Below are 17,479 nucleotides of genomic sequence, written 5' to 3'. Positions count from 1 at the left end.
GGAACTCTTCGGGATACGGCTTCGGCATGGGGGACATCCTTCCAGCGAGGAGCAATCCTCACAGGTCAGGAGTCAACCAAACCGAGGGCAGTCCCAACCACGTCAACGGGCAGATCGCGAAAACCGTCGAACCCACAGTCATCGTCGATAACGGCGTCATCGTCACTGCGTTCCCTGGAGGTAAATGTCGTGCCTAGCTCGCACCCCACCACAGCCGAGCTGACGCAATCGGTGATCGCGGCAGGCCGCGAGTGGCAGGTGGAGATCTCGTCGTCGGATCGGGGCTTGCAGATCACCGGCCGTGGCGGTGAACGACTGGATGTGCCCATCGAATTCGCGGTCACGGGCGATGAACTGCGCGCCTACTACGTCGAGGTGAGCAAGTCCTCGCTCTATCCCGAAGACCAGAAATGGCAACAGTGGCAATCGCTTATGTCCACCCATTTGTTGGAAGCGCTGCACGAGCTCGACCGGCATGACGCGCACTGCGTCATCACCGTCGGCGAGACGGGGTTCACGGCAGTACCGCAACAGCTCAACTAACGCAATCACCTCTGGTGTGAGTCACAAACGAACGTTTCTTTCCCACACCAGGGCCGATCCGACTAGATCGGTCGTCGATTTCGTCGCACCTGAACGATGCATCATCGCTGTGCCCGGCTCCGCGCATCGTCATCAGTGTGGCGGTTATCGTCGCCGACAGCGACGAGCAAGCGCAGTGGCTGGCCGGATCATTGAGAATGAAGATCGCCCGGCGGCGGCAGGGCCGACCGATACAACTGCCCAGCCCGTAAACCGCTGAAGCACATGGGTATATGGATATCCGGAACACCGGTGACAAGCTGACCGGTGTGTTCGTCGGGTGCGCCGCCACGGTGCTACCGCAGTTGCAAGCGCTGATCGATGCCACCGGTGCCGACGAGTTGTTGAGCATCCCCTCGAATCACGCCTCAACTGTGGCCGAATCTCATAGGCGGGTGTAGTTCGCCTGGTCCTGCTCGAACGCTGTCAGGATTTCCGGTGTCAGCGTCAGGCGAGTGTTGGCGACGGCGGCAAGATAGTCCTCGAGGTCGGCGGGTTCGCTCGTTTCCTCGCAGACCGCGCGTTCGAATGCCGACTGCGCACCGGCGCGCGCGGCGAACTCGATGTCCGCGGGAGTGAAGTGGACTGTCGCGCGGACCAAACGTTCGAGATCGATGGTCTCGGCTGCCGGACCCAGGTAACGCCGCCAGATCGCCTTGCGCGCAGGCTCGTCGGGCGGGCCGACCGGTATCACGTAGTCGAAGCGGCCCGGCCGCAGGAACGCCGAATCCAGAGACCGGACCGAGTTGGTCGCGCAGATCAGCAACCGGCTGTAGTCCTCCCGGAAAACCGGGATCAGCTTCAGCAACTCGTTCGTCACCCCGTGCGCCGGGCTGGTCGCCGTCCCCTCGCGCGCACCGGCGATCTCCTCGACCTCATCGATGAACAACAGCAGTTCATCGAGGTCGCTCAAATCCGCGAACACCTCGCGCAAAGAGGCCGCGAGACCACCGCTGGCCCTCGCGGCCAGCCGAGACGGGAACAACTCCACGAACGGCCAACCCAACCGTGAAGCGACCGCTTTCGCGAAACTGGTCTTCCCGGTCCCCGGCGGTCCGAACAAGATCACGCTCTTGGGTGGTATAACCCGATAACGTTCCGCGACATCCGGGCGCGCCAACGGCAGCACGATCCGCCGCTCGATGACTTCTTTCTCTCGGTCCATGCCCGCCATCGACTCCCACAATCCCGACGGCAACAGCCGACCGCCCAGTTCGCTCAGCAGACTGGACTGCGCGGGCGCCAACGGTTCGACCAGCTCGTAGAAGACCAAACCCGTCCTGCGCAGATAGCCGGAATTCTCGAACGCGACCGACCCGGTGGCGCCCTCCGGAACGAGTGTGCAGATCCGCCGCACCCCATCCGCCCGTAGCCGCCTCTCCAGTTCGGCCAGCAACGCACTGCCGATGCCGCGCCGACGCCACTGCGCACCGAGCGCCACCAGCAACACCCACGCCCGCTCACCTTGGACCTGCGCGACGGCCATACCCACCATCTCTTCGCCGACCTCGGCCACCACCGCCTGCTGCCCCGCCCGCGCGGACGCCAGCACCTCCGCCAACGCGAACACCGGCTCACCCTCGGTGTCCATACGGCTCTGCTCCCAGATCTGGATCGCCTGATCCAGATCAGCGTCACGAAACTCGCGAATCCGCCATACCGGCATACGCACCTCGAACCGCCATCGAAGGGTGGACGAACCGAACCGCTCCTTCAGTAAACACCCACAGCGGACGCGAGCAAGCCGATCCCGCCGCAGCGGCCGACCAGGCACACCCAGGATCCCGGGCCGCCGGAACCGACCGGTCAGGAATCGAGAAGCGTCGCTCGCCGCGCGCCGCCTAGCGTTGGTGCCATGAACCTCACCACTGATCAGGCCGCAATCGATTCCGTCGTGCTCGAGGTGCCCGATCCGGGCGCCGCCGAGGCTTTCTACGCCGCCGCGTTCGGACTCGGCGACAAGCTGCGCTTCCGCGCCTCCGACGCCCCGACCAGCGGTTTCCGGGGCTACGTGCTCTCGCTGGTGGTGTCTCAGCCGAGCACCGTCGACAGCCTCGTCGGTACCGCTGTCGACGCGGGAGCGACGACGCTCAAGCCCGTCAAGAAGAGCTTCTGGGGCTATGGCGGCGTCGTCCAGGCGCCGGACGGTGCGCTCTGGAAGGTGGCGACGTCATCGAAGAAGGACACCGGTCCGGCCACTCGGGAAGTCGACGATTTCGTCGTGCTCCTCGGGGTCGACAACGTCAAGGCGACCAAGCAGTTCTATATCGACCACGGCCTGGCCGTGGCGAAGAGCTTCGGCAGCAAGTACGTGGAGTTCGCCACCCCGGCCGCGTCGGTCAAACTGGCGCTCTACGGGCGCCGCGCCGCGGCCAAGGACGCCGGCATCGCACCGGAAGGCACCGGGTCGCACCGGATCGCCATCCGCGGCAATATCGGCCCTTTCGTGGACCCGGACGGGTTCGCCTGGGAGGCCGCGGTCTGAGCCGGTCGGTCGGCCGGCGCTCTCCAGACATCCTCACTGACCGCATGGGTGTGCCCACCGAGCGAGGGTCCAGGTCGCTCGATGGGCACTTCGCCGCGGTGTGGATCATCGATCGGGGCAACGCGTCGATGACCGAGACTTCGCGGCGAATGTGCGCCGGAACGCGGCGTCGGAGTCCCACTGGAACCGCCGCCTACGGCGCACGCTCGAGAATTCGGTGATTACAGCGAACCTCCCCCGCCCAGCAGCCACGGGTTGAATGTGCACTCCAGATTCGGGTGACCCACCGGGTCCAAGGCCCGCAACGCGATCGACAACGCTCGCGGCGAATACATCATCGTCAGATGATCCGATACGTCCTGCTCACACCCGTCCTGCAACGTGATGTTCTGCACCGACACTCCCGGCGCCGCCTTCAGGAACGTCAGGTCATACGGATTGGTGATCTCGTCGTACCGGGTACCGACCACGGTGTAGTCCACCCCCGCGATCGTGTCACCGTGCTCGTTCAGCTTGTTGACGAAGTCGGAACCGATCGTCTGCTGAATTCCCGCATGCCCCACGAAAATCTCGATGAAACCCAGCACATCGATTCCGAAGTTGTTGATCGCCCGCCCCAACGCGCCGATCCCGTCGAGACTCGTCCCGTGATGCGTCGCACCGAAAGTGACCAAGTTCTTCACCTTCGCGGCGCCACCTTCGAACTTCGTGTACCAGTTCGACATCGACCCACCTTGGGAATGCGCCACGAGATCCACCTCCGAGGCCCCCGTCGCCGCCAGCACGCGATCCACGAAGACCGCCAACTGCTTGGCCGAGTCCTGGATGTAACCGGTGCCCATCACCCCCGGCAACACCGACCCCAGACCGCCGCCCTCCAGCAGATTCGACCGTCCATAGTTGAACGTGAACGTGCAGAACCCCGCGTCCTTGATCGGCTGCCCCATGAACGCGAATCCGTTGTAGGCGTTCATCCACGTCCCGTGCACCAACACCACCGGACGCGGATGCTCCGCCGTCGGCTTACAGTTCCAGTCGTTCGCTCCCGGCGGCGCGGCATCCGGATGCGTCAATCCGTACCCGAACGCCGCCACCCACGACGTCATCGGCGGACCGAATCCCACGGTGTCACTGGCATAGCCACCCGACGATCCCGAACTACTGCCCGAACCCCCGTAGCAGTCACCGGATCCATTCCCGGAACCCGCACCACTCCCCGACGTACACGCCGACCCCGACCCCGCACTCCCCGAATCCGCCACCGGCGCCGCCTTACGGCCCGCCGCGATGTAATCGGCCAACTGCTGCTCCGTCGGACCGGACTCCGGAGCCGCGTGCACGGTCAGCACGCTCAACCCCATCGTCATGGTCGCGGTTACGGCGAATACGGCGGTGCGCAATATTCGCCGACTGACGCTTGATCTCATCGAATGCCTTTCCGTATTTCGGCATGGTTGTCCTTGCCGGCAGGCGCGCCTCGCAATGTCGAACGGCAGCAACGATAGGACGATATTCGGCGAAAAATGCTGGTCAGCAACGGATTCTGGGCGGCTCACTGCGAAGTTGCGGTTACCTATATGAGCGGCCACAGAACGAGAGAAAGCGAGATCGACCACATGGCATGGGCTGCCGACGAGATACCGTGGTCACGCAGTCCCATTTCCGGACCGATATCCGAAACGCAAGGCGCCGGAGTCGGTCACCGGATTCAGCGCATCAGCGGAATTCGGGGTACGGAAACCCGAACGGCGTCACAAGCCGGCCCGCCATTTTGCGATGGCCTGTCCGATCTCGGTGACGGGGGCCTCGTGATAGAGCCACTCACGCGCGAGCCGATGCCAATTGTTGGTGGCCCGCAACTGACCGAGCACGGCGAAGGTGAACAGATCCGCGCGTCGCGAGAACACGTGCTCGGGCGGAAGCAACTGCTGCCGCATGCCTTTGAACTGGGCGGCACGAGGGTCGACAGCCAGAATCACCGCACCGGTCGCGACCTCGGGGGTAATCGTTATTCGCTCGTCGAGCAAATGCCATCCCGTCGCGGCCCATACGTATTCCAAGCATTCCTCCGCAGAGACCCCCGCATCCGGGTCGATGATGCCGCGCCCGACCCAGGCCTCGTACAGGTCTCGGGCGCGGTGCTCCCCGGCCGCACGCAGACACGCGCGTTCGAAGTCGACATGCAGGGGGTTCATCCGGTCGTAGAGTCCGAAATCCACGAACGCGAGCCTGCCGTCGGCTGCCAATAGGATATTTCCCGGGTGCGGGTCACCGCAGAATTCGTTGTCGCAGAACAGCGAACTGATATAGAAGCGGTAGATCAACTCACCGAGCCGGTCACGCTCGGTGTCGGGTAGCGTCCGGATGTGCTGAAAAGTGCTGCCTTCGACGAACTCGGTTACGAGAACTCTACGCGCGCAGTACTCTTCGATACTGTCGGGCACCGTGATGAAAGGATGCCCCCGATAACGCATCGCGACCTGATGCTGGGTCCTGGCTTCCCGCGGGTAGTCGAGTTCGTTACCGATATTGCGCGAGATCTCGTCCAGCACGGCATTGTCGGCGGCGCTGGGCAACATGGACTTCCACAGCTTGCTGAGCATCTCGAGATTGCGCATGTCCGCGTGGACGGCTCGATCGACGCCGGGATATTGCACCTTGACCGCGACGGTGCGCCCATCGTGCAGTCGTGCCCGATAGACCTGGCCGATCGATGCCGCGGCGATCGGTGTCTCGTCGAAGTCGGCGAATACGCGCGCAGGGGGCCCGAGATCGTCCTCGATGACTTTCAGCATCTCCGCGAACGGCACGGCCGGCGCCTGATCGCGGAGTTCGGCCAGCTTGGTCCGAAAGAGTTCGCGATGCGATTCGGGAACGAGGTCGACATCGAGGACCGACAGCATCTGGCCCAGCTTCATCGCCGCGCCTTTCATGCTGCCGAGCACCGTGACAACCTGCTGCGCGGTCGCGAGTGTGGAACGTTCGGCGAGTACGCTCCGGGCCTCTTCGGTCCTGCCGATCATCGACAACCGTGCTCCGACCCCGCGCACGGCTTGGCCTGCGGCCAGTCTGCCCAACCGACCGCTCCTGACCAGACGTCCTCCGGGCACTCGATCGGCCACGGCACGCACCTCCATGAGCATCCGCGCGGCGTGCGTCGCACGTCCGGATATTCTTCGCACCTCCATCGCGGATTGTCGAGGGCGCGAGTCGACCTGCGGACTACCGCGAGTCGGCCATTCGCCTGGCATCGGCGGCGAGCCGTCGGGTGCCGCCGTCGGTCCAGACGATCAGTGCTGAACGCAGATACCACAGTCCCCTGGCGTCGGCGGGATCGAGTCCGGTGAGCTGCGCGATTCGGCGCAGCCGGTAATCGACGGTGTTCGGATGCACGTGGAGTTGCCGAGCTGTGCGCTGGCGGTTGAGGTCGTTGTCGATGTGGATCCGCAGCGTCTCCAACAGGTCCGGGTGTTCCATCAGCGGCGCGACCTGGGTGCCGAGCACATCGCGGCCGATGCCGGGCCGGGTGAGCTGATATTGCAGCGCCAGTTCGGTGAATCTGTACAACCCGGGTTCGCGTCCGAGTTGCTCTACGGTGTCGAGCAACTCATGGGCTTGGGCAGCGGCGACGGAGACCTGCCGGGGACCCGCGGTCACGACGGTGGCGGTGACCGGCACGCGTGCCGCAGCGGACAGCTTGTCGACCACGCTGTCGAGATCGAGGGCGCTGAGCTGGGTGGCGGGAATGAGGATCGTTCCTCCGTCGACCGACAGCAGCGACAGCGCCCGGCCGTCGAACAGGTCGGCGAGGCCGGACTGCAGGCGGCGCAGCTTACGCCGGGCGACGACTCCGCTGTCGAGCTGGGGAAGGCTTTCGTCGGGATGCGCGGGCACGGCGACGGCGAGCACGAAATACTCGTCGGCGACCGGTATTCCGCATTCGCGAGCCATCATCGAGGACGCGTGCCCGCCGAGCAGCGCCGAAGTCAAGGTGTGCGTCGCGGTGTGGTCCTCGGCCGCCACGGCTTTGCACTCTCGCACATACGCTTTGCTGACCGTCGCGGTGATCAGGTTCAAGAGCTCGAGCGTGACGGCGGTGCCCGCGATGAGGTCGGCGCGGCCGTCTTTGTCGGCGAACAGCATGCCCAATCCGAATTTGAACCCGGCGTGGATCGCATGGAGGATGCCGTCGATCGGGATCCCCTTCCTGGCCCATCCCGCCGCCGCTGTCTGCAGAATGTCGGTTCGTCCGGCAGATGCCTGCCCGTTCAATCGCTGGACGGCCCACTCCAAGCACATCCGCACCACGGCAGCGGCTTCCGCCTCGGGCGTGCCGCCGGGCAACGCGGCGGAATCGATGAGGTGCGCGACGACCTTCGCGGCTGCCCGATGGGTTTTCGGTGCATGCGACGTGACGCGCCGCGGCTTGTTCGATTCGACGTGGGCGATGCTCTCGATCGTCACTGGTGACCTCCTTGTCGCCGTGGAACCGATGGAGCGCCGGGTTCGCGCTCGATCGGCGACCGTGACTACCTCGCGGTGTCTGCGGCGCTTTCTGCCGTTCGGTCCGTGGAAAAACGGTAAACCGCAGGCCGACTCAGCTGCTACTCCGCTTCGGGCGACTGGGGAGGTAACGAAAAAATGGGCTTTGACCAGCAAAGATCATGAGGGAAAGCCCGATTTGGGAAGCTCATGCACACCACATACATGGTCAGGTGCTCACTTTTTTGCGCAGAGCGCCACAGCTGCTCAAACGGCCGCGCGCGCCGCCGCCTCGGCTTCGGCCCAAGCGCCGATCATCCGCGCTGTCATGTCGATCGCCTCCGCGCGCGCGGGGTCGTCGACCTCGAGGGCGGACGCGCGCAAAACCGCCGCGAAACCGGTATTGATCACGACGAAGGTCATCACGTCGTACTCGTGATCGTCGCCCGGACCGAGCACTTGGATCAGCATCACTTTCACCAGCAGGCGCAGCCGCGGTTCGAACTCGGGAATGCCACTGCTGTAGAACTGCACGCCGGCGACGAGCGCGCGCACCAACTTCGCATTGGCCACCAGCTCTTCGGTGATCACGCCCAGGATGTCGGCGGCGACCTGATGCATCGTTTTTCCCGACAAGTCGAAGACGCGCTGGGTGAAACGCCGCTCCACCGTTTCGAGCAACCGCTCGAGCAGTTCTTCGACCAGGACACCGCGATCGGCGAAGTACCGGTAGACCGTGCCGATGCTCACGCCCGCTTCCGCCGCGATCTTGTTCGTGGAGGTATTGGCGATACCGCGCTCGCCGAACAGCCGCGCCGCCGTGTCCAGGATGTGCTCCCTGGTCGCTTTGGCCCGCGCCTGCGAGGGGCGACGACGTTGACCGACAGCCTTCGGCGGCATGACTTCCTCCCGCCCGTCCACGGAAAATGAGCGTCGCTCATCTTAACCACAGCCACCGGCGTCGTGCTCGAACTCGGGTTCGATGACCCGCTCGACGGTGGATGCCGGGACCCTGTCCCTTAGCATGCTAGTTTGCTAGCATCATCTCGTGGCCGAGGAAGTGAAGCAGTTCAACGTCTACCTGCCGATCGAGCTGATCAAGCAGGTCAAGTACCGGGCGATCGAGTCGGAGATGTCGTTGTCGGCGCTGGTCACCGCCGCGCTGCGCGCCTACCTCGACGACCAAGGAGAGGATCGGCAATGACCACCGATGGCATCGAGGCCGTGTTCCTGGAGACCCACAACTGGGGCCGGATGGCGAAATTCCTGCAAGGGCTGGGCTTCACGGTCGACTTCGAGACCGATCACAACTCCGGCCAATTCCGCAACGGCGAGGGAGCTTACGTCTTCGTGGCCGAGGTGCCGCCGACACAGCAGACGAGCACCCGGTTGGTGCTGAAGGTGGCGAGCCCAGAGGTACGTCCGGGCGACGGCGTCGAGATCCGCACCGACTTCGAGCCGACCCATTACGGGACGAGGGAAATGACCGTCTACGACCCGGACGGGCGGGTTTGGAGCCTGCAAGCGCCGGGAGAGGAGTGAGCCTATGACACCCGAGACGATCGCGCCGGACAGCACCGCGGTCCGGGTAGCGCTGTGGCGAGCCGTGCACGTGCTGCACGACGGGGCACCGCACGTGTTCGACGACCGCGTCGGCCTACGCCTGGCCGCGCCCGAGGACGGCTGGCGGGACCGTCCGGACATGGCTCCGCAGTCCACCGCGCCGATGCGCGCGGGCATCGTGTCCCGGGCGCGTTTCGTAGAGGATCTGCTGGCCGAGCAAGCCGAGCGCGGCGTGGATCAGTACGTGGTACTCGGCGCGGGGCTGGACACCTTCGCCCAGCGCAGACCCGAGCTGGCCGCACGGTTCACCGTCTTCGAGGTCGACCAACCCGGACCGCAGGCATGGAAACGGCAGCGCCTCACCGAACTCGGCTTCGACATCCCGCCGTGGTTGCGGCTGGTCCCGGTCGATTTCGAAGTGGACGCGTGGTGGCAACGGCTCCTCGAGGCCGGTTTCGACCCCGCTCGTCCGGCGCTCGTCGCCTCAGCCGGCGTCTCGATGTACCTGACCCGCGAGGCTAACATCGCTACTCTGCAGCAACTTTCAGTGCTCGCGCCGGGCTCCGCTCTGGTCACGACCTTCCTGCTGCCGCTAGAACTCGTCGACGCCGAGGAACAGGTAATGCGCGGATTCGCCGAGGAGGGCGCCCGCCGATCCGGCACGCCGTTCATCAGTTTCTTCCGTCCCGAGGACATGGTGCGGCTGGCCGAAGACGCGGGATTCGCCGCCACCCGGCACGTCTCCGCCGCGGAGCTGACCGGCCGCTACTTCGCCGACCGGACCGACGGGCTGCGACCGGCCGAATCGGAACAGATTCTGATCGCGACGACCTGAACGCATCGGTCCGCCGGGCCGTCTCGCTCCCCATGCCACAGCTCAGCTATGGAGTCGATGACAACGTACCGAACCCCGGCTACGCCGCGACATCGAAAAGAGTGAGCTCTCGGGTAGATTGGGCGCGCAACTCCGCGCGTTCACGGATCGCACAGGTGGGGCCGATTCCTTGTGCGACCGATTGTGGCGACAGCAGCCAACCGTGACAGCGACGGCAATGCGCGACCAGTCGCACCACGGGGCGGTCATCAATGTCGGCCAATTCGTTCTCCTCTGGCCAGGTGACTACACCGCCAGTGTGGCATGAGGCACCGACATCTTCCCGTCCATTGCCGGTGTTCCATCCATGATCGGTCACTGTGGCGCCTTCGTCGGTGCGGTGATCACGCTCGATCCCCGGGCGTAGCCATCGATTTACCGCAGCCTGGTGAGATCTCGCACACGCGCTGAGGAAAGATGGTGCCCATGACCGCTTCTCGACTGATTCGTTCGTTGGTGGGTACCGTGCCCGCGGTGCTCGCCGTCGTCAGCTTCACCGCGGCCGGAGGGGCCGCGACCGCCCAGGCCGCGCCCGGTATTCCTTCGGTTCCCGGCGTCGTGCAACGCCTGCAGATCGCTCCCGGCCAGAACAGCGCCGAGATCAACGGCAACGTCGCGCAGGGCAAGGCCGACAGCTATTCCATCGCCACCGCGCCTGGGCAGCGCCTGAGCTTGGACGTCGCGGGCAATGCCCGCATCTCGGTGGCCCCGCTGATCGGGCCGCAGGTCGCCAACGAGGTACCGCACGCCGATCTCGTCGCCGACGGCAACGACTACCAGATCCTCGTCTCCTCCGCCGACGGCTCGGCGGCTGGTTACACCCTCAAGATCACCCTCGTCTGATCCACCGCTGTGCTGCCCGTCGGCCTGATGTGTCGTGCCACGACCTTCGGGCCGGCGGGAGAAGTCTCGCGTCCCGCAGGCTGCGCGTCGGCGGGCATCATCGCGCTTACCGCGCGAGCGCAGTGCCGTTGAGCACACCGAAGGCAAACACCGGCGTGCGGCTGGGGCCATCGCACTATGGTGAGGCGGTGCTGCTAGAACCAGGTGACCAGTTCGCGGGCTTCGTCGTGCGGGCCCCGCTGGGACACGGTGGCAGCAGCCACGTGTACCTGGCCGAGGATCCGGAGTGGTCACGCCCGGTGTCCTTGAAGATCTTGGGGCCCGAGGACAGTCGATCCCCCGAGGCGCGGGCCCGATTCGTGCACGAGTTCGACATCTTGTCGGCGTTGCGACACCCCGACATCGTGCGGATGTACACGCACGGGGAAACCGACGGCAGGCTGTGGTCGGCACACGAGTACGTGGCGGGCGCGACGGGTTCGACATTGGTGCGTTCACCGCATCGCTACCCGGACCTGCGGCGGGTGCTCCACGTACTGACGCACGTCGCGGCGGGATTGGATTTCGCCCACGCCAACGGAGTGGTCCATCTCGACGTGAAACCGGCGAACATGCTGGTCGGGACGGACGAGCCGACGGTGAAGATCTCGGATTTCGATTCGGCGCGGTGGCTGGATCGGCCGGAACCGCCTTTGGCCACCAACGGGTTCGTCGTCGTATCGGTGCCGTATGCCGCGCCGGAACTGCTGCGGGCGGAGACGGTGTCACCGGCCACCGACCTGTACGCGTTGGCCTGTTCCGCCGTCGAGCTGCTCACCGGCCACACGCCGTTCTCTCGCGTGAACCTCATGGCCACCGCCGAAGCGCAGCTGCACGAGCCGCCCCCGGCGCTCTCCGCACAGCACCGCTGGATCCCGCCCGAAGTCGACGCGATCCTGCACCGGGCACTCGCGAAAGCCCCCGGTGACCGCTACGACTCCTGCGCCGAACCCGTCCGCCTGCTCACCGAGGCGCTTCGCGACGTCGACCCCCGCCCCATCGCCCCCATTTTGAACCGCCTCAAAGTCACGGTCACCCGCTCGCCACTGATGAATGCCACATTCGGACGATTCGGCGGCAAAGCGTTCGGCAACCGCTGATGCCCTGATCACACCCGCCGCGGGAGCACGCTGACCGGGGACTCCGGGCCGTGCCGCGGCAGCTCGAGCGCGTGCAACGGCAGCGTCCGGTCGCTGTCGACGCGCGTGGAGATGTGTTCCAGAACGACCCCTTCTCGCAAGGCCCACGGGCTCACTTCCAGGCAGTCGATGTCCAGTGCCGCCATGGTCGCGTCCGCCACCATCGCTCCGGCCAGGATCTGACTCGCGCGTGCCGGGGAGACCCCGCGCAGGGCCGCCCGCTTCTCGGCAGGCATGACGGCCAGCTTGCGGACGCTGCCATGCACTTGGCCCCGCCGCAAGGTGCGCGCGACGAAGGGTCCGTGGCGTTGCGGTGCGGCTCCTGAGAGGCGGGCGAGCTGTTTGAACGTCTTCGAGCTGCCGATCACGTGTCGTGGGGGGCCTTCCCACAGCAAGCGGTCGCGCACCTGTCCGAGGCAGTCGCGGATGTGCCTGCGCATCAGCTCGAGCTCCGACCGCCGCGGTGGGTCCTGGGCGAAGAACGCCCGTGTGAGCCTGCCCGCGCCGAGCGGCAGCGACAGCGCGAGGCTCGGCTCGGCGTCGCGGCCGAGTGCGATCTCCATGGAGCCGCCGCCGATGTCGAGCATGAGCAGGGTGCCGGCACACCAGCCGAACCAGTGGCGAACGGCCAGATACGTCAGTCGCGCCTCCTGCACGCCGCTGAGGGACTGGGGCCGGATGCCGCTGGCGGCCTCGATCTTGTCCAGCACCGCCTGCTGGTTCGGCGCGTCGCGGATCGCCGCGGTGACGAACGCGTAGAAGCTGTCGATGTCGTAGCGCGTGGCCTCGGACAGCACCCGCTCGACGGCGTCGGCGACCCGCTGCGCTCCGTCCGCGGTGATCACCCCGGCCGCGTCGATGTCGTCGCCGAGCAGCACCGGCTCCTTCAACGCGCGCAGTGGCAACGGAGGCGCCCCGCGAGAGGCATCCACCACCAGAAACTGCGCGGAATTCGAACCGATGTCCAGCACACCCAGTCGCACACCTGTCGCCTACCCTGCGCGGCGGCTTTCATACCCGACTCCGGCGCGGTTTCGGCGGCCGGTTGCGCCTACGCCTTCGGGTCCGCCCCGGTGTAGCGCTGATTTGCCGGTTTCCTTGCGATGAGCCGGTGCTGCGGCCACCCTGAAAGGTATGCGGACCCGCGATATCGAGGTCGGGTGCACCTATATGGTGTTGGTCCCGCAGCGCTTGCCACGCAGTCGCTACCCCGACTGCGACCAGCCGGGTTCGCTCACGTGGGCGTGGTCGTGGCTGCGCGGCGGCCGGTTCCGGCTCACCGTCACCGACATCGACCACACCAGCGAGCCGACCACCGTCGAAGGGCTGCGGATCACCGCGAACTCCCGCATCGCGGTGGTGCTGACCAGCGAGCAAGCCGACGCGCTCGGACTGCCGATGGGTGTGTTCCGGGTGCGCGGGACCTTGTTCGACGGCGAGGATCGGCCCGTGCGCCTGCCCGAGGTCGAACCGCTGCGAGTCCCCGCCCGCTGGCTGCGGCCCGTCGAGCAGCCCTGCCTGACGCACCGCGATATCGATTGCTTCCCTTACCTGTGAGCGCTGGAAGCTATCGTTTCCGGCCGGGTGGCGCGGAGCAGGCTCAGGCCGCTTAAGGCGCGATGAGCCGCTCGACGGCGTCCCAGAGTTCGGCTTCGCGCGGCGGATCGTACGACTCCTCCGACGAGCGGGTGACCCGGTCGCGGTCGACGTAGGAGCCGGTCGGCGCGGCGGTGGCGCCGAGGACAACGTCCGCGAGGTGGCGCCCGGCGGCAGCGCGGCTGGTCGCGAACGGCGTGCGGGTCAGTACCGGCAGGACGCGGCGCATCGCGAAGCGGGAGACCGCACCCGCGTTGCGAGCGAGGTCGGTGCCGGGGACGAAGCCCGGGTTGAAGCCGATGGCATCGATGCCGTCCGGCAGGCGGCGGGCGTACTCGTGCAGGAGGTGGATGGCGGCGAGTTTGCTCGTCGAGTACGCGGTGCGCCCGGCGGCGGTGGTGCCCGGCTCGGGGAACGCGCCGGGGCGGGCGAGGACGTCCGCGGACCGCCAGACCGGGCCGGGCACCATGCCCAAGTTGTGCCGGAAGTCGCCGAAGTGAGTGTCGCTCACGGTGATCACGATGCGGGACGGGGTGCGGAAGCGATCCTCGAGCAGGCGGATGAACAGGTGGTTGGCGAGCACGTTGACGGTGAAGGTGGACTCGAATCCGTCCGGCCCTTCGGTGAGCGCGTTCGTGTACTGGATTCCCGCATTGCCCACGAAACCGTGCAGCGGAGGCAGCTCGCCCAGGTCGAGCCCGCTGCGGATCTCGTCCGCGGCCGATCGCACGCTGTCCAGCGAATCGAGGTCCACCGGGACGTGCGAGACCCGGTGTCCGCCCGCGCCGAGTTCGGCCGCCAGTCGCGCACCGGTGGACCCGCGTGCGGCGACGACGAGATGCGCCTGCGGCGCCGCGTGCACGATGCGCTCCGCGGCGACGCGGCCGATCCCGCGACTCGCCCCGGTCATCACGATGGTCGAGGGCATAGCGGCTCCTTCGCTGGATGACAGCCCGTCGGTCACCTCGATGGTCACCGCCGCGGCCCTCGGCAACCAGTGCCGCGCCCGTTACCAGGACTGACAGTACCCAGGCTGATGCGGCGCGCGGCGGCGAGAATGAGCGCATGGCTTCCGCTCGCGCCGATTTCGGCGCGCTCCTGCACGCCTGGCGGGATCGTCTCGCGCCCGCGGACGCCACGGTTCCCCAACTCGGCGACATCACCCTCGACTGCGACGTCCTCGTCGTTCCGGGCGCCGATCTCCGCATGGTCACCTACACGGCGGCAGGCGGCAGCGAGGACGCGGGGAAGCTCGACCTCCTGCGGGTCACCAACGGGCGCGCGGCGGGCACACTGCCCTGAACGCACGGCGACCGACGTCCCGGGTCAGTGCACGAGCTGATCGGCCCATTCCCGCGGTAAGGCCGCGCTCGACACATCGGCGATCTCGTGCAGCCGCTGTGCGGGAAATCCCTGACGGCTGAGCTGGATCAGGCCTTGGGCGACCACCACGACAGCGGCGCTGACCGCCGAGAGCGTGGCTTCGTCGTCGTCTCCCGCGTCGTGCATCGCGGGCCGCAGCCGGTCGGCGACGCCCCGCTCCATCTCGGTGGTGGTGCGGCTGCCGATGGTGGCGACTTCGGGGATCCGGGTGCCGAGCTGCGCGATGCTGTTGATCATCAGGCAACCGCGCCGATCCGGTTGCGCCGCACAGTCTTCGATGATGGCTTGATACAGCGCGCGCACCGCGGAGCGCGCCGAACCGCCCGCCGAACCGATGGCATCGCGCACCAGACGCGCACGGCCCTCGCAATAGCGTTCGAACGCGGCCAGGAACAGTCCGCGCTTGCTGCCGTAGGCGGCGTAGATGCTCCCGTTCCCGACGCCGGTCGCGAGCGAGACGTCTTCCACCGAAGTGCTGTCGAAACCCTTCGACCAGAACAACTCGGTTGCGGCGTCGAGCAGGTTCGACTCGTCGAATCGTCGCGGCCGTCCCATGTGCTCACCGTACCAATCGGCGTGCGAACTGCGGCACATCGCTTGTTCTGGAGCCGTGCCTCCACAATAATGGTGACATGTCCAACAACTTCGCCGCCTCGCCCAGCAAACGGGTGGGCATCCTGGTCTTCGACGGCGTGAAGATGCTCGACTTCGTCGGGCCCGCAGAGGTGTTCGTCGAGGCCAATCAGTCGGTGGCGGGGTACGAGGTGGTGCTGGTCTCGGCCGACGGCAAGGACGCGCAGACCTCGATCGGCGCGCGGGTGGAGGTGAGCTGCGCGGCAGCCGACGCGGGCCGTTTCGACACCGTGGTGATTCCGGGCAGCGAGCTGCCACCAGGGAAGTTCATGACGCCGGAGGTCTTGGCGGCCGCGCGGCATCTTTCCTGCAACACCCGCAGGCTGGCGTCCATTTGCAGCGGTGCCTTCGTTCTGGCCGATCTGGGCCTGTTCGACGGGCGCCGCGCGACCACGCACTGGAAATTCGCGACCGAGCTCGCGCGACGCTATCCATCGATCGAGGTGGACCCGGACGCGATCTTCGTGCGGGACGGCAATCTGTACAGCTCGGCCGGGGTCGCCGCGGGCGTCGATCTCGCGCTGGCGCTGGTCGAAGAGGACCACGGCGCCGGCGTCGCGCGGAGTGTCGCGCAGGCGCTGGTGGTCTACATGCAGCGCGCGGGCGGCCAGTCACAGTTCTCCGCGTCGCTGGCCGGACCGGCGCCGCGCAGCCCGCTGGTGCGCGGAGTGGTGGATCTGGTCTGCGCGGACCCGGCGTATCCGCATACGGTGCAGACGCTGGCCGCCCACGCGCGGGTCAGCGTCCGGCATCTGACCCGGCTGTTCCGCGCGGAACTGGAACGCTCGCCCGCGGAATACGTAGCGTTCATCCGCTTCGGCACGGCCAGGGACATGCTGCACGCCGGATACAGCGTGACGGAGACCGCCATGGCCGCGGGGTACGGCACCAGCGAGGCGTTGCGCCGGGCCTTCGTGGCACGCGTGGGCATCTCCCCGCGCAAGTACCAGCAGCGTTTCCGGTCGACCGCCCGGATCGATCCGGCGCTGGAGCAGGCCGTGTCCTGAACGGAGGCTTTTGTGGCCGGTGGGGAGGGGCGCGCGGCGGGGCCTACGGCCGAGACTGAGTCGGCCACAGCGCCGCTCACCGAGCGCTGGAGAAAGGAAAACGATGTCCGCCCCGGCAAGTCCGACCATCGTTCTGGTGCACGGCGCCTTCGCCGACGCCTCGAGCTGGTCCCCCGTCACCGCACGGCTGCTGGACCACGGCCATCGCGTCGTGGTTCCCCCGGTGTTCAACCGCAGCCTGTCGGCGGACGCGGCTTACATCAAGTCGTTCGTGGAACGGATCGACGGCCCCGTCCTGCTGGCCGGCCACTCCTACGGCGGTGCCGTCATCACCGTCGCAGGCGTCGCCGACAACGTGGTGGGCTTGGTCTACGTGGCCGGTTACGCCCTGGAAGAAGGCGAGAGCCTCGGGCAATTACAGGGCGGATTCCCGGATTCCGATCTGGCGACCAACCTCGTCTACGCGCCGTACCCGATCGACGGTGACGAGCCCGGCACGGACGTCTCGGTCGCCATCGACGCATTCCCCGACGTCTTCGCCGCGGGCCTGGACCCGGCGAAGGCCGCGGTCCTCGCGGTCTCGCAGCGGCCGCTGTCGGCGTTCGCGTTCACCGAGCCCGCCTCGGCGGCCGCGTGGAAGACGAAACCGGCCTGGGGCATCGTGTCCAGCGCCGACCGCACCATCCATCCCGACGTCGAACGATTCGGCTACCAGCGAGCCGGAATGCGCGCGGTGGTCGAGATCGACGGACCACACCTGGTGATGCAGACCCACCCCGACGAAGTCGTGGCCGTCATCACCGACGCGATCGATCAATCCGCCTGAATCACCGCAGTTTCCACCACTTCTACG

The 17,479-nt window shown here is 66.7% G+C and carries 22 protein-coding genes; 13 read left to right on the top strand and 9 right to left on the bottom strand.

Annotated elements, in window-relative coordinates; translation table 11 throughout:
* The 3 genes from ACWEH3_RS19935 to ACWEH3_RS19925 all read left to right on the top strand — a co-directional run.
* Positions 1-197: hypothetical protein (locus ACWEH3_RS19935; protein ID WP_450023929.1), on the top strand; the 197-nt coding region annotated here is incomplete at its 5' end.
* Positions 190-543: a hypothetical protein gene (locus ACWEH3_RS19930; protein ID WP_450023931.1), complete on the top strand. Its 354-nt coding sequence runs from the start codon at positions 190-192 to the stop codon at positions 541-543. The genes ACWEH3_RS19935 and ACWEH3_RS19930, both read left to right, overlap by 8 nt.
* Positions 544-815: 272 nt before the next feature.
* Positions 816-983, top strand: a complete 168-nt coding sequence (locus ACWEH3_RS19925; protein ID WP_450023933.1) for a hypothetical protein — start codon at positions 816-818, stop codon at positions 981-983.
* Here ACWEH3_RS19925 and ACWEH3_RS19920 read toward each other — a convergent pair.
* On the bottom strand, positions 968-2,248 hold the full coding sequence (locus ACWEH3_RS19920) for an ATP-binding protein (protein ID WP_450023935.1): 1,281 nt from the start codon (positions 2,246-2,248) through the stop codon (positions 968-970). The two genes, ACWEH3_RS19925 and ACWEH3_RS19920, sit on opposite strands and share 16 nt — an antisense overlap.
* Before the next feature lie 189 nt (positions 2,249-2,437).
* Here ACWEH3_RS19920 and ACWEH3_RS19915 point away from each other — a divergent pair, with 189 nt between their 5' ends.
* Positions 2,438-3,067 (top strand): glyoxalase, encoded by a 630-nt coding sequence (locus ACWEH3_RS19915; protein ID WP_450023937.1) that lies wholly within the window; start codon positions 2,438-2,440, stop codon positions 3,065-3,067.
* Between the two features lie 221 nt (positions 3,068-3,288).
* On the opposite strand, the gene ACWEH3_RS19910 is transcribed toward ACWEH3_RS19915, so the two are convergent.
* The 4 genes from ACWEH3_RS19910 to ACWEH3_RS19895 form a co-directional block, all read right to left on the bottom strand.
* The gene (locus ACWEH3_RS19910) at positions 3,289-4,434 is read right to left on the bottom strand and encodes an esterase/lipase family protein (protein WP_450023994.1); all 1,146 of its coding nucleotides are present in this window, start codon (positions 4,432-4,434) and stop codon (positions 3,289-3,291) included.
* Positions 4,435-4,818: 384 nt separating this feature from the next.
* Positions 4,819-6,189 carry an ABC1 kinase family protein gene (locus tag ACWEH3_RS19905; protein WP_450023939.1) on the bottom strand — a complete coding sequence of 457 codons (1,371 nt, stop codon included), beginning with the start codon at positions 6,187-6,189 and terminating at the stop codon, positions 4,819-4,821.
* 100 nt (positions 6,190-6,289) lie between these two features.
* A complete protein-coding gene (locus tag ACWEH3_RS19900; RefSeq protein WP_450023941.1) occupies positions 6,290-7,531 on the bottom strand; it encodes a PucR family transcriptional regulator in 1,242 nt (413 codons plus the stop codon).
* A 285-nt stretch (positions 7,532-7,816) separates the two neighbouring features.
* Complete coding sequence (locus tag ACWEH3_RS19895; RefSeq protein ID WP_379254201.1) at positions 7,817-8,449, bottom strand: TetR/AcrR family transcriptional regulator; 633 nt, start codon at positions 8,447-8,449, stop codon at positions 7,817-7,819.
* Between the two features lie 148 nt (positions 8,450-8,597).
* Between ACWEH3_RS19895 and ACWEH3_RS19890 the strand changes: the two genes are divergently transcribed.
* From ACWEH3_RS19890 to ACWEH3_RS19880, 3 genes are read left to right on the top strand one after another with little or no spacing between them, the layout of a single operon-like run.
* Positions 8,598-8,753 carry a CopG family transcriptional regulator gene (locus ACWEH3_RS19890; protein ID WP_450023944.1) on the top strand — a complete coding sequence of 52 codons (156 nt, stop codon included), beginning with the start codon at positions 8,598-8,600 and terminating at the stop codon, positions 8,751-8,753.
* Positions 8,750-9,091 (top strand): VOC family protein, encoded by a 342-nt coding sequence (locus ACWEH3_RS19885; RefSeq protein WP_450023946.1) that lies wholly within the window; start codon positions 8,750-8,752, stop codon positions 9,089-9,091. The genes ACWEH3_RS19890 and ACWEH3_RS19885 overlap by 4 nt, the downstream gene beginning before the upstream one ends.
* Positions 9,092-9,095: 4 nt before the next feature.
* Complete coding sequence (locus ACWEH3_RS19880) at positions 9,096-9,947, top strand: class I SAM-dependent methyltransferase (protein ID WP_450023948.1); 852 nt, start codon at positions 9,096-9,098, stop codon at positions 9,945-9,947.
* A 79-nt stretch (positions 9,948-10,026) separates the two neighbouring features.
* Here the strand turns inward: ACWEH3_RS19880 and ACWEH3_RS19875 are convergent, their stop codons facing one another.
* A complete protein-coding gene (locus tag ACWEH3_RS19875) occupies positions 10,027-10,182 on the bottom strand; it encodes a DUF6011 domain-containing protein (protein WP_355075981.1) in 156 nt (51 codons plus the stop codon).
* 230 nt (positions 10,183-10,412) lie between these two features.
* On the opposite strand from ACWEH3_RS19875, the gene ACWEH3_RS19870 reads away from it, so the two are divergent.
* Together ACWEH3_RS19870 and ACWEH3_RS19865 are read left to right on the top strand one after the other, a co-directional pair.
* Positions 10,413-10,829: a hypothetical protein gene (locus ACWEH3_RS19870; protein WP_450023952.1), complete on the top strand. Its 417-nt coding sequence runs from the start codon at positions 10,413-10,415 to the stop codon at positions 10,827-10,829.
* A gap of 188 nt (positions 10,830-11,017) precedes the next feature.
* Positions 11,018-11,968, top strand: coding sequence for a serine/threonine-protein kinase (locus tag ACWEH3_RS19865; protein ID WP_450023954.1), 951 nt, complete (start codon positions 11,018-11,020; stop codon positions 11,966-11,968).
* An 8-nt stretch (positions 11,969-11,976) separates the two neighbouring features.
* On the opposite strand, the gene ACWEH3_RS19860 is transcribed toward ACWEH3_RS19865, so the two are convergent.
* The gene (locus ACWEH3_RS19860) at positions 11,977-12,990 is read right to left on the bottom strand and encodes a Ppx/GppA phosphatase family protein (RefSeq protein WP_450023956.1); all 1,014 of its coding nucleotides are present in this window, start codon (positions 12,988-12,990) and stop codon (positions 11,977-11,979) included.
* Positions 12,991-13,141: 151 nt separating this feature from the next.
* On the opposite strand from ACWEH3_RS19860, the gene ACWEH3_RS19855 reads away from it, so the two are divergent.
* The gene (locus ACWEH3_RS19855) at positions 13,142-13,564 is read left to right on the top strand and encodes a hypothetical protein (protein ID WP_356967057.1); all 423 of its coding nucleotides are present in this window, start codon (positions 13,142-13,144) and stop codon (positions 13,562-13,564) included.
* A gap of 52 nt (positions 13,565-13,616) precedes the next feature.
* On the opposite strand, the gene ACWEH3_RS19850 is transcribed toward ACWEH3_RS19855, so the two are convergent.
* Positions 13,617-14,531 (bottom strand): SDR family NAD(P)-dependent oxidoreductase, encoded by a 915-nt coding sequence (locus ACWEH3_RS19850; protein WP_450023958.1) that lies wholly within the window; start codon positions 14,529-14,531, stop codon positions 13,617-13,619.
* 137 nt (positions 14,532-14,668) lie between these two features.
* Between ACWEH3_RS19850 and ACWEH3_RS19845 the strand changes: the two genes are divergently transcribed.
* Entirely contained in the window at positions 14,669-14,905 is a 237-nt protein-coding gene (locus tag ACWEH3_RS19845; RefSeq protein ID WP_450023960.1) for an MmyB family transcriptional regulator, read from the top strand.
* Between the two features lie 24 nt (positions 14,906-14,929).
* Here the strand turns inward: ACWEH3_RS19845 and ACWEH3_RS19840 are convergent, their stop codons facing one another.
* Entirely contained in the window at positions 14,930-15,541 is a 612-nt protein-coding gene (locus tag ACWEH3_RS19840; RefSeq protein ID WP_397279212.1) for a TetR/AcrR family transcriptional regulator, read from the bottom strand.
* A 77-nt stretch (positions 15,542-15,618) separates the two neighbouring features.
* On the opposite strand from ACWEH3_RS19840, the gene ACWEH3_RS19835 reads away from it, so the two are divergent.
* Together ACWEH3_RS19835 and ACWEH3_RS19830 are read left to right on the top strand one after the other, a co-directional pair.
* Positions 15,619-16,626 (top strand): GlxA family transcriptional regulator, encoded by a 1,008-nt coding sequence (locus ACWEH3_RS19835; protein ID WP_450023963.1) that lies wholly within the window; start codon positions 15,619-15,621, stop codon positions 16,624-16,626.
* Between the two features lie 103 nt (positions 16,627-16,729).
* On the top strand, positions 16,730-17,452 hold the full coding sequence (locus ACWEH3_RS19830) for an alpha/beta fold hydrolase (protein WP_450023965.1): 723 nt from the start codon (positions 16,730-16,732) through the stop codon (positions 17,450-17,452).
* Positions 17,453-17,479: the final 27 nt, after the last annotated feature.

Source organism: Nocardia sp. NPDC004718 (assembly GCF_053601535.1).
Note: the sequence above shows the minus strand (reverse complement) of the source record. Positions and strands in the feature narration are given on the sequence as shown.

Bases quoted from the DNA above. Each gene is read 5' to 3' on its own strand.
- ACWEH3_RS19925 (WP_450023933.1), top strand. From the start codon at position 816: ATGGATATCCGGAACACCGGTGACAAGCTGACCGGTGTGTTCGTCGGG.
- ACWEH3_RS19920 (WP_450023935.1), bottom strand. From the start codon at position 2,248: ATGCCGGTATGGCGGATTCGCGAGTTTCGTGACGCTGATCTGGATCAG.
- ACWEH3_RS19915 (WP_450023937.1), top strand. From the start codon at position 2,438: ATGAACCTCACCACTGATCAGGCCGCAATCGATTCCGTCGTGCTCGAG.
- ACWEH3_RS19910 (WP_450023994.1), bottom strand. From the start codon at position 4,434: ATGACGATGGGGTTGAGCGTGCTGACCGTGCACGCGGCTCCGGAGTCC.
- ACWEH3_RS19895 (WP_379254201.1), bottom strand. From the start codon at position 8,449: ATGCCGCCGAAGGCTGTCGGTCAACGTCGTCGCCCCTCGCAGGCGCGG.
- ACWEH3_RS19885 (WP_450023946.1), top strand. From the start codon at position 8,750: ATGACCACCGATGGCATCGAGGCCGTGTTCCTGGAGACCCACAACTGG.
- ACWEH3_RS19880 (WP_450023948.1), top strand. From the start codon at position 9,096: ATGACACCCGAGACGATCGCGCCGGACAGCACCGCGGTCCGGGTAGCG.
- ACWEH3_RS19870 (WP_450023952.1), top strand. From the start codon at position 10,413: ATGACCGCTTCTCGACTGATTCGTTCGTTGGTGGGTACCGTGCCCGCG.
- ACWEH3_RS19855 (WP_356967057.1), top strand. From the start codon at position 13,142: ATGCGGACCCGCGATATCGAGGTCGGGTGCACCTATATGGTGTTGGTC.
- ACWEH3_RS19850 (WP_450023958.1), bottom strand. From the start codon at position 14,531: ATGCCCTCGACCATCGTGATGACCGGGGCGAGTCGCGGGATCGGCCGC.
- ACWEH3_RS19845 (WP_450023960.1), top strand. From the start codon at position 14,669: ATGGCTTCCGCTCGCGCCGATTTCGGCGCGCTCCTGCACGCCTGGCGG.
- ACWEH3_RS19840 (WP_397279212.1), bottom strand. From the start codon at position 15,541: ATGGGACGGCCGCGACGATTCGACGAGTCGAACCTGCTCGACGCCGCA.
- ACWEH3_RS19835 (WP_450023963.1), top strand. From the start codon at position 15,619: ATGTCCAACAACTTCGCCGCCTCGCCCAGCAAACGGGTGGGCATCCTG.
- ACWEH3_RS19830 (WP_450023965.1), top strand. From the start codon at position 16,730: ATGTCCGCCCCGGCAAGTCCGACCATCGTTCTGGTGCACGGCGCCTTC.